This is a genomic window from Burkholderia orbicola (genome assembly GCF_900100915.1).
Classification (GTDB): Bacteria; Pseudomonadota; Gammaproteobacteria; order Burkholderiales; family Burkholderiaceae; genus Burkholderia; species Burkholderia orbicola.
Genome location: NZ_FNKW01000002.1, coordinates 854,077 through 868,363, shown reverse-complemented (window position 1 = coordinate 868,363; position 14,287 = coordinate 854,077). Strand labels below are relative to the sequence as shown.

Sequence of the window (14,287 nt, the reverse complement as noted above, 5' to 3'; positions counted from 1 at the left end):
GGGGGAAGAGATGGCATTGCAATCGCTGGATATCAAGCGGGTCTCGGCCACCACGACGCCACCGCCCACGGTGCGCGAACCGGTGACCGGGAGCGTCGCGAAGCTGATCGACGTATCGAAGTGCATCGGCTGCAAGGCATGCCAGACGGCATGCATGGAGTGGAACGACCTGCGCGACGAAGTCGGCACCAACGTCGGCGTGTACGACAACCCGGCCGACCTGAGCGAGCATTCGTGGACGGTCATGCGGTTCTCCGAATACGAGAACCCGGCGGGCGACCTCGAGTGGCTGATCCGCAAGGACGGCTGCATGCACTGCGAGGATCCGGGCTGCCTGAAGGCGTGCCCGTCGCCGGGCGCGATCGTGCAGTACAACAACGGGATCGTCGACTTCCACGAGGAGAACTGCATCGGTTGCGGCTACTGCGTGACCGGTTGCCCGTTCAACGTGCCGCGGATCTCGAAGAAGGATCATCGCGCGTACAAGTGCACGCTCTGTTCCGACCGCGTCGCGGTCGGCCAGGAACCGGCCTGCGTGAAGACCTGCCCGACGGGCGCGATCGTGTTCGGCACCAAGGAGGACATGAAGCAGCACGCGGCCGAGCGGATCGAGGACCTGAAGGAGCGCGGCTTCGAGCATGCGGGGCTGTACGACCCGCAGGGCGTCGGCGGCACGCACGTGATGTACGTGCTGCACCACGCGGACAAACCGTCGCTGTACCACGGGTTGCCCGACAACCCGTCGATCAGCCCGATGGTGAAGCTGTGGAAGGGCATCGCGAAACCGCTCGCGGTCGCGGGCCTCGCGCTGACCGCGCTGGCCGGGTTCTTCCACTACACGCGGGTCGGTCCGAACGAGGTCACCGACGAGGAAGAAGCCGCTGCCCGCGACGAGGCACGACGCATCAAGGAGGACGCGAAATGAATCACGACGACCCCAACCTGATCGTCCGCTACACGCCGAACGAGCGCACGAACCACTGGATCACCGCGATCACGTTCGTGCTGCTCGCGTTGTCCGGGCTCGCGCTGTTCCATCCGTCGATGTTCTGGCTGACCGCGCTGTTCGGCGGCGGCCAGTGGACGCGGATCCTGCATCCGTTCGTCGGCCTCGTGATGTTCGTGTCGTTCGCGATTCTCGTGGTGCGCTTCTGGCACCACAATGCGCTCGACGCGGACGATCGCCAATGGCTGAAGCAGATCGGCGACGTGCTGACCAACCAGGAAGACAAGCTGCCGCCGGTCGGGCGCTATAACGCCGGACAGAAGCTGCTATTCTTCACGCTGGTGGCGTGCCTGCTGCTGCTCCTGCTGTCGGGAATCGTGATCTGGCGGCGCTACTTCTCGTTCTACTTCCCGATCGGGGTCATCCGCGCGGCCGCTGTCGTGCATGCCGTGGCGGCCTTCGTGCTGATCGCGAGCATCATCGTGCACATTTACGCGGCGTTGTGGGTGAAGGGTTCGATCGGTGCGATGGTGCGCGGCACCGTCACGCTGGGCTGGGCCCGCAAGCATCACCCGAAGTGGTTCCGTGAAAGCGTGAAATGACGCAGCGGAGCGGGGCGGTACGCCGATTGCGGCGTGCTGCTCCGCCCACCGCAGGAATCGCCCGAGGCGCCGATTCGTCGGCGCTTGTTTTTTTGGAAGATATTTTCGTGACACAACGCATTCTGGAGCCGACCGAGATCTCGGCGCTCGATCATTCGGCCATTCCGCGCTTTCGCCTGCCGGAGCGCGCGACCGCGTTCGCGGCGCGGGCCGCGCGGCTGCGCAAGCTGGCCGACCTGAACCCGATCAGCGGCTACCTGCGGCTGATGGCCACCGTCGCCGACGCGCAGCACGCGACGCTGCAGGCGCTGGAGCTGCCGCTGCCGTCGAAGGAAGCGATCGCACGCGCGCAGGAGCATTCGATGCCGCTCGTGCCGGCGCTCGACGGCGAACGCGATGCGCGCTGGCGCGCCGTGCTGTATGAACTGCTCGACCGCGTCGAAAGCGCCGGGCTCGTCAACCCGCAGCTCGCGAAGCTGCTCGACCGGTTGCGCCTGATGGCGCCCGCCGAGCTCGACGCGCAGGCCGATGCGATCCTCGCGCTGCGCTTCGCCGAGGTCGATCCGGCCACCGCGCCGTTCCTGATGGCTGCGCTGCAGGTCGTATGGACGGACCTCGCGAGCCGGGTGACGCCCACCGATGTCCCGTATCTCGACCAGCCGGGGCTGTGCCCGGTGTGCGGCACGCATCCGGTCGCGAGCGTCGTGCGGGTCGGCGGCCAGTACCAGGGCTACCGTTTCCTGCAGTGCGGCCTGTGCACGACCGAGTGGCACATGGTGCGCACCAAGTGTTCGCACTGCGATTCGACGAAGGGCATCGCGTATCACGGGATCGAAGGCGGCAGCGAAGCCGTCAAGGCCGAATCGTGCGACGAGTGCAAGACCTATCGCAAGATCGGCTATCAGGAGAAGGACTACGAGTTCGAGCCGCTGGCGGACGATCTCGCAAGTCTCACGCTCGACCTGCTGATGAACGAGGCCGGCTACCAGCGCAGTTCGCCGAACCCGCTGCTGTGGCCGGACGTGTCGCGGGAAGCGGACTGACGGCACGGGGCCGGGGCGGTGCGCGAGCGCCGTCCCCGGCCGACTGCGAAGCATGAGACTGGAGCCACAACGACGTGACCGAACCGGGTGTGAATGAACTGAATGCCGTGCTGGCGCGGGTGCCGTCGGTCGAGCGCGTGCTGTCGTCGGCGCCGCTGCAGCCGCTCGTCGCCGACTATGGCCGCACGCGCGTGCTCAACGCCGTGCGCGCCGAACTGGAACGCTGGCGCACGGCCGCTCAACGCGATCCCGCGGCGGCCGAGCCGCTCGACGAGCCGTGCATTGCCGCCGCCGTCGCGCGTACCCTGGCCGCGCAGAATGCGGGCGCCGTGCGCACCGTGTTCAATCTGAGCGGCACCGTGCTGCACACGAATCTCGGACGCGCGCTGTTGCCCGACGACGCGGTGCGCGCGGTGGTCGACGTGCTCACGCGGCCCGTCAACCTTGAGTTCGATCTCGCTACCGGCCGCCGCGGCGATCGCGACGACCTGATCGACGCTCTGCTGTGCGAACTGACGGGCGCGGAAGCCGCGACCGTCGTCAACAACAATGCGGCGGCCGTGCTGCTGACGCTGTCGGCGCTCGCGACGAAGCGGGAAGTCGTCGTGTCGCGCGGCGAGCTGGTCGAGATCGGCGGGGCATTCCGCATTCCCGACATCATGAGCCGCGCCGGCGCGAAGCTGCGCGAGGTCGGCACGACCAACCGCACGCATCTGCGCGACTACGCGGACGCGATCGGCCCGCGCACGGCGCTGCTGATGAAGGTGCACTGCAGCAACTACGCGATCAGCGGCTTCACGAAGGAGGCGACGCTCGCCGAACTCGCGCCGCTCGCGCGCGAGCACGGCGTGCCGGTGGCCGTCGATCTCGGCAGCGGCACGCTGGCCGACCTGTCGCAATGGGGGCTGCCGCACGAGACGACCGTGCAGGAAACCGTCGCGGCCGGCGCAAACGTTGTCACGTTCAGCGGCGACAAGCTGCTCGGCGGCCCGCAGGCCGGCTTGATCGTCGGCGATCGTGCACTCATCGCGAAGATCAAGAAGCATCCGCTCAAGCGCGCGCTGCGCGTCGGCAAGTTGACGCTCGCGGCGCTCGAACCGGTGCTGCGCCTGTACCAGTCGCCCGAATTCCTGCGCGAGCGGCTCACGACGCTGCGCCTGCTGACGCGCCCGCAGCGCGAGATCGCCGAAGCGGCCGAACGGGTGCGTCCTGCGTTGCAGGCTGCGTTCGGCAGCGGTTTCGACGTGACGGTCGAACCGATGTTCAGCCAGATCGGCAGCGGCGCGCTGCCGGTCGACCAGTTGCCGAGCGCCGGGCTCGTGGTGCGCTCGGCGGACGGCAAGCGCAGCGGCCGCGCGCTCGCACAGCTCGAGAAACGGTTGCGCGAATGGCCGCGCCCGGTGATCGGCCGCGTGGCCGACAACGCGCTGCGGCTCGACCTGCGCTGCCTCGAAGCGGCCGACGAAGCGGCGTTCGTCGCGCAATGCGTGCCGCTCGCGGGGCCCGCTGCATGATCGTCGGGACCGCGGGGCACATCGACCACGGCAAGACCACGCTCGTGCGTGCGCTGACGGGCGTCGACACCGATCGCCTGAAGGAAGAGAAGGCGCGCGGCATTTCGATCGAACTCGGCTACGCGTATACGCCGCTCGGCAACGGCGACGTGCTGGGCCTGATCGACGTGCCGGGCCACGAGAAGCTGATTCATACGATGGCCGCCGGCGCGTGCGGCATCGACTTCGCACTGCTCGTGATCGCCGCCGACGACGGCGTGATGCCGCAGACCCGCGAGCATCTCGCGATCCTGCAACTGCTCGGCGTCACGCATGGCGCCGTCGCGCTGACGAAATGCGACCGCGTCGATGCCGCGCGCGTTGCCGAGGTCCGCGACGAGATCGCCGTCTGGCTGCACGACTCGACGCTGGCCGGCGTGCTGATCTTCGAAACGCGTGCAACGGCGGCCGACGACTCCGGCGTCGCCGCGTTGAAGCAGCACCTGGCCGACGCGGCGATCGCGTGGCGCACGCGTCGCGACGACGGGTTGTTCCGGCTCGCGGTCGATCGCGTGTTTACGCTCGCCGGGCAGGGCACCGTCGTGACGGGTACCGCGTTCGCGGGCCGCGTCGCGACCGGCGACACGCTCGCGATCGTGCGCACGGGCGGCGCGGCTCGCGTGCGCAGCATCCATGCGCAGAACCGGCCGGTCGAGGCCGGCCGCGCGGGCGAGCGTTGCGCGCTGAACCTGGCCGGCGTCGACAAGGCAGACATCGAGCGAGGCGACACCGTCGCCGATGCGCGGCTCGTCGCGACGTCGCCGCGCCTGGACGTCGAGCTGACGTTGCTCGCGGACGCCGGGCTGACGCTGACGCACTGGGCGCCGCTGCATGTGCATCTCGGCACGCTGCATCGCGTGGCCCACGTCGCGCTGCTGGACGGCGACGCGCTCGCCGCCGGCCAGCGGATGCGCGTGCAACTGGTATTCGACGAGCCGGTGTTCGCGCTGCCGGGCGACCGCTTCATCGTCCGCAATCCGCAGGCGACGCGCACCGTCGGCGGCGGCCGGGTGCTCGATCCGTTCGGGCCGGCCCGCAAGCGCCGTACGCCGGCGCGCCGCGCGTGGCTCGATGCGCTCGCGGCGTGGCTCGACGAAGGGCGCCTCGATGCGCTGCTCGCGCAGGCGCCGCTCGGCATGGCGCGCGCGACGCTCACGCATCTGACGGGGTTTGCGCCCGATGCGCTGGCGTTGCCGGACGATGCGCTGGCGATCGGCCAACGCGATGCCGCGGCGAACGAAGGCGCGGTGATTTCGCATGCGCACTGGCGGGCCTTGCAGACGCGGGCGGTCGACACGCTGCGCGCGTACCACGAACGCATGCCCGACGAGCAGGGGCTCGACGCCGCACGCCTGCGACGGATGGCTGCACCGCTCGTCGGCGATACGCTGTGGCGCGCGCTCGTCGATGCGCTGGTGACGGGCGGCGAAGTCGCGCGCAGCGGGCCGTGGCTGCATCTGCCGTCGCATTCGGTGAGCCTCGAGCCGCGCGAGGACGCGCTGGCGCGGCAACTGCTGCCGCTGATCCACGCGGGGCGCTTCGATCCGCCGTGGGTGCGCGACCTGGCGCGCGACACGGGTGCGGCCGAGGATGCGGTGCGCACGCTGCTGCGCAAGCTCGCGCGGCGCGGCGACGTGCACCAGGTCGTGCGCGACCTGTTCTATCACGCGGACATCGCGCGCGAACTGGCGGAGCTGGTCGCGCATCTCGCGCCGTCGCGCGGCGGCGGGCTCGATGCCGCGACGTTCCGCGACGCGACGGGGCTCGGTCGCAAGCGCGCGATCCAGATTCTCGAGTTCTTCGATCGGGTTGGGTATACTCGCTTCCACCGCGATCTTCACTACCTGCGGCCTGACAGCGGTTGGGCGGGTATTCAGGCGTAGGCGCTCGTTGTTCTTCGGTTTCTTTTTCCCGCGGAAGGCATTCGTATCCGGTGGTACGGCCGGGCTTCAAACCCGGTTGGGGGTGTCAGACACTCCCGGGTCAGTTCGACTCTGGCTGCCTTCCGCCATTTCCGGCTTCCTCGGCATTCCGACCTTCAGTAAACGCCCCGCAGGTTGCTGACAGGCCCGGCAGCGCATTCTATTGCCCGTCGTATCGTCAGGCCGAAACAAGATCTCGGCGGAGGCAGGTGGCGCGCATGCTATCGCCGGCCGGCATCGCGCAGTAGCCCGAGGCGCACGAGGCTTTCGGCCGTGGCGACAATGGCGTCCTCGCGCGGGCGGGGCGACCAGCCGAGCAAGCTGCTGGCCTTCTGGCTGGTGGCGTTCAGATTGCGGCCGAGCAGCGGCAGCGATCCGCGCAGCGCGGGATCCCTGAGCGCGCCGATGCGTACCAGCCAGTCGGGCAGCACCCGGGTCGACACATGGCGCGCGGCGTCCCCCATGCGCGCCTTGAGCACTTGCGCGACTTCGGCGAGCCACATGCTTTCGCCTGCAATGGCAATGAAGCGCTCGCCGTTCGCGGCTTCGTGGGTCATGGCTCGCACGTGCAGGTCGGCGACATCGCGCACGTCGACGAAGCCGGAATTGATTCGCGGATTGCCGGGCTGGCCGTCCAGCATGCCCCTGATCAGGCGGATGGAATGCGAATAGTCGTCGCCGAGCACGGGGCCGAGAACCGTCACCGGATTGATCGCGGACAGTTGCATGCCGCGTCCTTCTCGTGCGACGAAATCCCAGGCCGCGCGCTCCGACAAGGTCTTCGACTTCTGATAAGGCCAGACATCGGCGGCCGTCAGGTTGCTCCAGTCGGTCTCGTCGAAGGGGCGGCGCATCGGCCCGTGTCCGGCGCAGATCGCACCGAAAGCGGAGGTCAGCACGACGCGCTTGACGCCGGCGTCCCGCGCCGCACGCAGCACGCGCAGCGTGCCTGCCACGGCGGGCTTGACCCAGTCGTCTTCGCTCGTCTGCGTGCCGGTGGGCGTGGGCGACGCGCCATGCACGACGTAGGTGCAGCCGGCAGTGGCCTGTTGCCAGCCGTCGTCGGCGAGGAGATCCGCCTCGACGAATGACAGACGGCCTCCGGGTTCCGCGCCGCCTCTTTCGAGCTGTGCGCGCACCTGCGTCTCGCGTGCGAGCGAGCGTACGGTGGTTCTTACCTGATAGCCTCGATTCAGCAGCGCCAGGATGCAGTGTTGTGCAATGAAGCCGGTGCCGCCTGTTACGAGAACCGATACGTCGTTGGTGTTGCCGTTCATGTCGTTGATTGTCCCGGACGAAGAACCGGAAGGTTAAGACCCGGCCCGGGGCTTGTTAATGCTCCATAGTGCGATTTACTTGCGCGACAGTACGATGATGAGTGACGGCTCCTGCTCCGACATCCTGAGACTCACGAATGCCCGATTGCTTTGGAAGCGAGGACGTTGGATACCGACGGCAAAACGGTCGTTCGTCCTCGCAAGCGATCCTTGCGTTGCGCCCATCGACGCGATGGCGTTGCGCTCGGGCGCCGGAAAGTCGACGGTGAAATCGGGCAACGGCGACGACGAGAAAAACCGCCGCGCGCTACGAGCGGGTGCACTGGAAGCTCGCCGCTGCGTTTACATCTCCACCGATATATTTTGGCCACAGTGGATAGCGGCACAACGGGCGCGTCCTCCCGAGCGTAGCGGCGTTAAGGTCGCTCATCGTCAGTGTTTCAGGCGCCTTGCCACTTTCTACCCATTCATCGAGTGCGGAGAGTGAATCGATGGCGGGATGAAACGGTCCGGTGCCATGGCCGACCCCCGGCATCAGATAAAACCGCGCGAAGCCGTCGACCGTTCCTTGTCCGAAACGCTGCACCAGACCGGTGTAATAGTCGGTGCTCGAGTCGGTGCTCACGATTTCGTCGGCAAGGCCGTGCGTCATGATGAGCTTGCCGCCTTTCGCGACATAGGCGCTCAGGTCGGTGCTGGTTGCATCGGTGAGTGCCGATAGCGCCTGGACGCGCGATGCATACGTACCGGGATTGACCGGATCGAACATCAACGAATCGAATGTGGGTACCCGCGTGACGAAGTACTTGACCCATTGATCGCCTGTCACCCACTGGTTCGCATCTTTCTTTCCTGCAGGACTGGCGGGTACTTTCGATTCGCCGAGATCACGCGTCGTGTAGGGCCCCGCGAACACCGAACCCGCGAGGATGTTGTAGCCAGCGTATCGCGTCACGCCGTTCGCAACTGGATACGGCAATTGCAACGGCGCGGCGATGGTCTGAACGGTCGCGATCTGCGCATCCGACAGACAGGTGTCGCCCGAATCCACGCCGTTCGGACAGCGCACGGACGCCAGCACCGTCGCCGATTGCGCGCTGCACGCCGCCACGTTGGACACGATGCCGTCGGCGACGCCGTCGAGCGCATCGCACGCGTTCATGACGGCATTTTGCAGCAGCACCGTCTTGGCGACATCGAGCCAGCCTGCGCCGTTGTTCAAGTAGAGTGCGCGGCCCAGCACGACGTTGCTCAAACGCAGCCCGGTATAGTTGAGCGCCGGGCGATTCACGACGATACCGTCATAGTCCGCGGGCCAGCGTTGCGCTTCGCTCAACCCGTCCCGACCACCTGTCGAACTGCCGAAGAAATAGGTTTTGCCGGGCGCGCTCGCGTAGCGCTTTCCGATGAGCGTCATCGCGACGTCGTGCGTCTTCTTCAGACTCAGGCCGCCGTAGTTCGCAAGCGATTCGTCATTCATGGCGAACTTGCCGTCCGTGATGCTGGAACTCTGATGCCCGGAATCGTCGCCGAACGTCGCGTAGCCGTTGGCAAGCGGCGTCGGCGTGCCCGTTGGCGCCATGTCGAGTGCGTCGACGCCGGTAATCAGCGTACCGTCGAAGCCGCCGCCGCCGTAATGCAGCGCCTTGCGGTTCCAGTTGGTCGGCAGATTGACCTGAAACCGGATCGACGGCGCCGCGGGATCGACGGGAGCGATGACACCATTCACCTGGCAATATTCCCCGGCGGCTTCCACCAGCGTCGCGCTCGTGACCGTCGCACCGCCGGTCGGCTCTGCAATGGAAGAGGCCGGAATCGCCAGCCCGTTCAATGCCGCGCATTGCGTCGCGGCCGAGGGTGGTGGCGGCGAGCTTGCCGAAGCGCCGCCGCCCGACTCGTTGCCGCCGCACGCGCCGATGCAAAGGCTAAGGGCGAGCGCCCACCACAACGGTCTGTTGTCCATCGTCGTCTCCAGATGAATGGATTGCTATTCGAGAGCCCCGCCTTCCTGCTCGACGCGAGATCCGGCGAGCCGAACGGAGGGGCCGAACAACGCGCACACGCCGGCCTGCGATACGAACATCGCGTCGCCGCTGTGCCCCGCGCGTTGAACTTCATGCAGCTCATGCCGCAATTCCGGATGCCGGGCACGCAGATAGGCGAAGTACGCGCGGCCGCGAGCGAGGCGGTGCGGGCCTTGCATCATCGCCTCGCATGAGCGGTCGAGAGCCGGGTGCGCCGGATCGTCGTCGTGCGTACCGAGCAGATAGGTGACGTCGTGATCGACGTAACGACGTTCGAGCGATTGCGCGTCGAGTCCGTCCGCATAGCGGGGAAGTCGTGACGTGCCGTATTTCCATTCATTGAATCCGGCACATGCGGTTTGATCGATGCCTTCGCCATGCGGACGCCAAGCGTCGAAGTACACATAGGACGAAGGATTCGCAATGACGTAACGTACCTTCACACCGCGTGCGAGACAACATCCCGTCGCGTTGCTGAGTATCGCGTGCCGATGCGCGACCTGCGCCCCACCGGAATGCCCTGCGATCACAATCTCGCGCAGCCTCGGGTAGCGGCCACCCTGCATGCCTCGAACGTAATGTTCGATGAGCGCATCCAGCACATCGAATGAGCTGAGCGGTGCTGGACCGATTGCGTCGAGTCCGCCCATCCACGAGGTCCACTCCCAATGCAGACAGTCGTCCGCCAACGGGTGATACGCGACGTCGGCCGTCGCGAGAAATTGCGGCACGGCGAGCATCACGCTGTTCGAAGCGGCCGTGGACGAGTCGAGCGCGCGCTGCGTCGATCGAAGGTATGCGTCGGCGTCGCGCAATCGGCCGTGCAGCATCACGACGACCTGCGTCGCGGTGGCCGGCGCGGTGCTGCCGCCGGTGAACAGCGGCACTTTCGCTTCGCCGCGCGGCGTCGAAACGGTCAACCGCTCACTAGCGACGACTTTGACGGGTACTTCGTTACGCGGGCGCACTTCATGGTTCCGGGGAAGGCACATCGCGACGCTCACGCCGTGTCACCCGGCCACAGGTCCGGCTCGCGGCGCAAGCGTCGCCCGGATGCCGTGAACCCGACCAGCAGCAACGAGACGATGCCGGCGAACACCAGATACCACGCCGGCACGATGCGCGAGCCGGTGACGTCGATCAAGGTCGAGACGGTGAGCGGTGCGAGCCCGCCAAACAGCGTGACGGCCACGTTGTACGACAGCGCCACGCCCGTCGAACGCATGGCCGTCGGAAACAACTGCGTCAGCATGCCGGGGTGTGCGCCCGACATGACGCTGAGCACGACCGTCGCGATGATCTGCGCGCTGAAGACGCGCTCGGGCGAAGGCGCTGCGAGCACCCATGCGAAAAGCGGATAGGCAGCACATACCCAGACGATCGTCACCGGAAAGAACAGCCGATATGCGCCGAGGCGGTCGGCGAGCATCCCTGCCAACGGATAGCCGACGATGCCGATCAATCCGGAAATCGCCGTGCCGAACAGCGCATTCTTGAGCGGCAGATGCAATTGGTGCTCGACATAGAGCGGCATATAGGAATGCCACAGATAATTGGTTGCCGCTCCAACGATGATGACGCCCATCGCGCATAGCGCCGCATCGCCACGCTCGCGAATGAATGTCCGCAGCGACTGGCGTGGCGCATGTCCGAGCCGTTCTCGCAACTGTACGAATTCCGGCGACTCGCCGACCTTGTGCCGGATGTAGAAGCCCACTGGCCCGACCAGCGCGCCGAGCAGAAACGGCACGCGCCAACCCCACGCCACGAGCGACTGGTGCGACAGATGGGTGGTCAGCAAGAACGAACATAGCGACGACAGTAGCAGCGCGACGGCCTGTGACGTCATCTGGAAACTGCCGAAGAACATTTTGCGTCCGGGCGGCGCGTATTCCGTCAGCATCGCGGCCGCCGTCGCGAACTCGCCGCCCACGGAGAGCCCTTGCAGAATACGTGCGAGGATCACGACGAGCGGCGCGGCCATGCCGATCGCCGCGTAGCTGGGCGTCAGGCCCATCATCAGCGTGCTGGCTGCCATCAGCAGAATCAGCAGCGACAACGTTTTGCGTCGCCCGTAGCGATCCGCGCATGCGCCTATCACGATGCCACCCAGCGGCCTGACCACGAAGCCGACGGCAAACGTCGCCAGCGTCAGCGTGATGGACACAAATCCGTTGCCGACAGGAAAAAACACCTGCGCGATGATTTTCGCGAAGTAGCCGTAGATGAGAAAGTCGAACCACTCGAGGCCATTGCCGATGACCGACGCGAGCACCGCGCGGCGAGTTTGCGAACGGCTGAGCGCCGTGGCGGCCGACGCGGGCACGTCCGCTTGCAAGATGGATTGCATGTGTCTCCTTTGATTCTCTTCCAGCTTTTGAGACAAGCGTACGTGTCGATGTCCTGAATGTAAAATACATATGGGACACGGTTGCCATATCCAACGCATATACCAGACAAACGATGGAACTCAGACAGCTGCGCTATTTCCTCGCCGTCGCCGACGAAGGCCAGTTCACTCGGGCCGCCGCGCGACTGCATATCCAGCAGCCGCCGTTGTCGCAGCAGATTCAGGAACTCGAACATGAGCTGGGCTTCGCGCTTTTCGTGCGGCAGCCCCGCGGCGTCGTGTTGACGGCGCCCGGCGAGATATTCGCCGCACGCGCGCGTACGGTACTGCTCGAATTGAACAACGCCGTCGTCCATGCGCGCGGAGTGGCGCAAGGCCGGATCGGCACGGTGCGCGTTGCGCTCACGAGTTCGGCTGCGTTTCACCCGCTTACGCCTACCGCCATTCGCAATTTTCGGGACATGTACCCCGGGATTTCGATAGAGATGAGCGAGGTGAATGCGGCGGAAATCATCGAAATGATGTTGAACGGTCGCGCGGATGCAGCCATTCTCCGCAAACCGGTCGAAACGTCAGCTGATTTACGCTTCGAGCTGCTCGCCGAAGAACGCATGTTGCTGGTGCTGCCGGTGGGGCACCGGCTGATCGGCGGTCGTTCCGTGTCGCTCAAACAGCTGGCGAACGAGTCGTTTATCTTCGTGCGTCGGCCCGGTGCGCCCGGCATGTACGCGGACTTCATTCGGGCGTGTCAGGCCAAGGGCTTCGAGCCGCGCGTGGTGGAAGAGGTGCCGCGCATGGTGACGGCAATCAATCTCGTGGCGGCGGGCGGAGGCGTATCGCTCGTGCCCGCGTCGATGCAACGTTATCATCAGGAAAGCGTGCGCTACTGCCGTGTGGCCGGCGATCATGCGTTTCGAGCACCGTTGCATCTCGTCACCCGGCATGATTTGCAAAACCCTGCCGCGTCGCACTTCCGTGAAGCGTTGTTGATGTTTGTCCAGCATCATCCATATCGCGAATGAGCCAGAGAAGGGCAAGCGCCTGACGGATTGCTCACCGGACGATCAAGGCCCGGCCCGCGGCTTGTTAATGCTCTATAGTGCGATTTACTTGCGCGACAGTACGATGATGAGTGACGACCCCTTCTCCGACATCCTGAGACTCACGAACGCCGAATCGCTGGCGACGGGAGGCTTGTCCGCCGGCGGCGCCTGGGCCGTGCGATTTCCGGCACCCGACAAGATCAAGTTCTTTGCGGTGGTGAAGGGCACGTGCTGGGTCTCCATCGACGGAGAAGAAACGCCTATCCGCTTTGGAAGCGGTGACGTCGGATTGTTGACGGCGAAACGCGCCTTCGTCCTCGCAAGTGATCCTTGCGTGCCACCCGTCGACGCGATGGCGTTGTTCTCGGGCGCCGGAAGGTCGACGGTGAAACTCGGCAACGGCGATGAATTCGCGCAGATCGGCGGGCACGTATTGCTCGATCCGGTCACCGGCAGCTTGCTGTCGGACGTTCTGCCGCCATGGATTCACGTACCGGCCGCATCGCCGCAGGCAGTGAAGGTCCGCTGGCTTCTCGAGCAACTCGTGGAAGAGCGTGCGGCCGATCTTCCCGGCGCGCAACTCGTATCGGCCCAGCTTTCACAGCTGCTCTTCATTCAGATATTGCGCGCCCATTTGAAAACGTCCGCCTCCTTGACGGGATGGCTGCGCGCGTTCGGCAACCCGCGTATCGCACCCGCACTGCGGTTGATGCACGGCGACCCCGCGCGTTCATGGCATCTGGATGAGCTTGCCGCCGCGTGTGCGATGTCACGGACCACGTTCGCTTCTCACTTCAGGGCGAGCGCCGGTGTCGCGCCGCTGACCTATCTGGGAGAGTGGCGCATGCGTCTTGCGGAGCGCCGTTTGCGCGACGAGGACATCCCGGTGGCCCTGCTTGCGCAGTCGCTCGGTTACTCGTCCGAAAGCGCATTCAGTCACGCGTTCAAGCGTATGTCCGGGCATTCACCGACCGCATATCGCCATGTCGTACGGACTGCTGCTGAAGGCGCGGGCAGCGGGCGCGGCGGCATTCGCGCGGCCGTGGAGGCTACCGGTGCGACTCCGCAGCCGTTTCCGTTGGAACCTCGGTGAAATGCTCGAGCGACTCGGCGTTCCCATACAAGACATTCCACACATATGAAAAAAGGCGCGAACGCGACGATCCGGGACGTGGCAATGGCAGCCGAGGTGTCTGTCGCGACCGTATCGAAATATGTCAACGGGACCAAGCGCTTCTCACCGGAAGTTGAGTTCCGCCTGAAGCAGACCATCGAGAAACTGGGTGGATACGTCGTTGAAGCCTGAGCAGCGCGCCGCCTTGCTCGTGGCGGCAATGGCATTGCCCGACAAGGAGGAGCAACTGGTGGGCGGCCCCGGCGTGATCGCCGAGCTCCCGCAATGCTTCGGTGCACGTCACATTCCCGGGCTGCCGAAATACCACATCCCCACGCTGCGCATCTGACCGGCACGCTGGGCGTCGCTGAAATTCAGGCGGTTCAGTCGCACGGGATGATCGCGATGGCGAA

The 14,287-nt window shown here is 65.8% G+C and carries 12 protein-coding genes, 1 tRNA gene and 2 pseudogenes; 11 read left to right on the top strand and 4 right to left on the bottom strand.

All coding sequences use genetic code 11. From position 1 onward, the window contains the following. The first annotated feature begins 10 nt into the window (after nucleotides 1-10). From fdxH to BLS50_RS20755, 6 genes are all read left to right on the top strand, one after another. Nucleotides 11-925, top strand: a complete 915-nt coding sequence (fdxH, locus tag BLS50_RS20780) for a formate dehydrogenase subunit beta (protein WP_006479309.1) — start codon at nucleotides 11-13, stop codon at nucleotides 923-925. Beyond that, the gene (locus BLS50_RS20775; protein ID WP_027805740.1) at nucleotides 922-1,548 is read left to right on the top strand and encodes a formate dehydrogenase subunit gamma; all 627 of its coding nucleotides are present in this window, start codon (nucleotides 922-924) and stop codon (nucleotides 1,546-1,548) included. Before fdxH ends, BLS50_RS20775 begins: the two co-directional genes overlap by 4 nt. 107 nt (nucleotides 1,549-1,655) lie before the next feature. Then, nucleotides 1,656-2,591 carry a formate dehydrogenase accessory protein FdhE gene (fdhE, locus tag BLS50_RS20770; protein WP_012338470.1) on the top strand — a complete coding sequence of 312 codons (936 nt, stop codon included), beginning with the start codon at nucleotides 1,656-1,658 and terminating at the stop codon, nucleotides 2,589-2,591. Between the two features lie 74 nt (nucleotides 2,592-2,665). Continuing rightward, nucleotides 2,666-4,105, top strand: coding sequence for an L-seryl-tRNA(Sec) selenium transferase (gene selA / locus BLS50_RS20765; protein ID WP_074803828.1), 1,440 nt, complete (start codon nucleotides 2,666-2,668; stop codon nucleotides 4,103-4,105). Continuing rightward, on the top strand, nucleotides 4,102-6,027 hold the full coding sequence (gene selB / locus BLS50_RS20760; protein ID WP_074803826.1) for a selenocysteine-specific translation elongation factor: 1,926 nt from the start codon (nucleotides 4,102-4,104) through the stop codon (nucleotides 6,025-6,027). Before selA ends, selB begins: the two co-directional genes overlap by 4 nt. 32 nt (nucleotides 6,028-6,059) lie before the next feature. Next, a tRNA-Sec gene (locus BLS50_RS20755) sits at nucleotides 6,060-6,155 on the top strand. A gap of 132 nt (nucleotides 6,156-6,287) precedes the next feature. Here the strand turns inward: BLS50_RS20755 and BLS50_RS20750 are convergent. Continuing rightward, a complete protein-coding gene (locus BLS50_RS20750; protein WP_074803824.1) occupies nucleotides 6,288-7,343 on the bottom strand; it encodes an SDR family oxidoreductase in 1,056 nt (351 codons plus the stop codon). A 58-nt stretch (nucleotides 7,344-7,401) separates the two neighbouring features. On the opposite strand from BLS50_RS20750, the pseudogene BLS50_RS36565 reads away from it, so the two are divergent. Further along, nucleotides 7,402-7,632 (top strand): annotated as a pseudogene (locus BLS50_RS36565) (AraC family transcriptional regulator); the annotation flags it as partial. An 18-nt stretch (nucleotides 7,633-7,650) separates the two neighbouring features. On the opposite strand, the gene BLS50_RS20740 reads toward BLS50_RS36565, so the two are convergent. From BLS50_RS20740 to BLS50_RS20730, 3 genes are read right to left on the bottom strand one after another with little or no spacing between them, the layout of a single operon-like run. After that, on the bottom strand, nucleotides 7,651-9,306 hold the full coding sequence (locus BLS50_RS20740) for a tannase/feruloyl esterase family alpha/beta hydrolase (RefSeq protein WP_074803820.1): 1,656 nt from the start codon (nucleotides 9,304-9,306) through the stop codon (nucleotides 7,651-7,653). 24 nt (nucleotides 9,307-9,330) lie between these two features. Next, a complete protein-coding gene (locus BLS50_RS20735; RefSeq protein WP_080486902.1) occupies nucleotides 9,331-10,371 on the bottom strand; it encodes a hypothetical protein in 1,041 nt (346 codons plus the stop codon). Next, on the bottom strand, nucleotides 10,368-11,717 hold the full coding sequence (locus tag BLS50_RS20730) for an MFS transporter (protein WP_074803816.1): 1,350 nt from the start codon (nucleotides 11,715-11,717) through the stop codon (nucleotides 10,368-10,370). The genes BLS50_RS20735 and BLS50_RS20730 overlap by 4 nt, the downstream gene beginning before the upstream one ends. Before the next feature lie 113 nt (nucleotides 11,718-11,830). Between BLS50_RS20730 and BLS50_RS20725 the strand changes: the two genes are divergently transcribed. The 4 genes and pseudogenes from BLS50_RS20725 to BLS50_RS36385 all read left to right on the top strand — a co-directional run bounded on the left by BLS50_RS20725 (nucleotide 11,831) and on the right by BLS50_RS36385 (nucleotide 14,223). Beyond that, nucleotides 11,831-12,739, top strand: coding sequence for a LysR family transcriptional regulator (locus BLS50_RS20725; RefSeq protein ID WP_074803814.1), 909 nt, complete (start codon nucleotides 11,831-11,833; stop codon nucleotides 12,737-12,739). Nucleotides 12,740-12,806: 67 nt separating this feature from the next. Then, complete coding sequence (locus tag BLS50_RS20720) at nucleotides 12,807-13,853, top strand: AraC family transcriptional regulator (protein WP_074803812.1); 1,047 nt, start codon at nucleotides 12,807-12,809, stop codon at nucleotides 13,851-13,853. 45 nt (nucleotides 13,854-13,898) lie between these two features. Then, nucleotides 13,899-14,045, top strand: a pseudogene (locus BLS50_RS20715) (LacI family DNA-binding transcriptional regulator); the annotation flags it as partial. Beyond that, nucleotides 14,044-14,223: a hypothetical protein gene (locus BLS50_RS36385; protein ID WP_069230909.1), complete on the top strand. Its 180-nt coding sequence runs from the start codon at nucleotides 14,044-14,046 to the stop codon at nucleotides 14,221-14,223. The pseudogene BLS50_RS20715 and the gene BLS50_RS36385, both read left to right, overlap by 2 nt. Nucleotides 14,224-14,287: the final 64 nt, after the last annotated feature.

Coding starts and splice junctions, on each gene's coding strand:
- fdxH (WP_006479309.1), top strand. CDS start 11: ATGGCATTGCAATCGCTGGATATCAAGCGGGTCTCGGCCACCACGACG.
- BLS50_RS20775 (WP_027805740.1), top strand. CDS start 922: ATGAATCACGACGACCCCAACCTGATCGTCCGCTACACGCCGAACGAG.
- selB (WP_074803826.1), top strand. CDS start 4,102: ATGATCGTCGGGACCGCGGGGCACATCGACCACGGCAAGACCACGCTC.
- BLS50_RS20750 (WP_074803824.1), bottom strand. CDS start 7,343: ATGAACGGCAACACCAACGACGTATCGGTTCTCGTAACAGGCGGCACC.
- BLS50_RS20740 (WP_074803820.1), bottom strand. CDS start 9,306: ATGGACAACAGACCGTTGTGGTGGGCGCTCGCCCTTAGCCTTTGCATC.
- BLS50_RS20730 (WP_074803816.1), bottom strand. CDS start 11,717: ATGCAATCCATCTTGCAAGCGGACGTGCCCGCGTCGGCCGCCACGGCG.
- BLS50_RS20725 (WP_074803814.1), top strand. CDS start 11,831: ATGGAACTCAGACAGCTGCGCTATTTCCTCGCCGTCGCCGACGAAGGC.
- BLS50_RS20720 (WP_074803812.1), top strand. CDS start 12,807: ATGCTCTATAGTGCGATTTACTTGCGCGACAGTACGATGATGAGTGAC.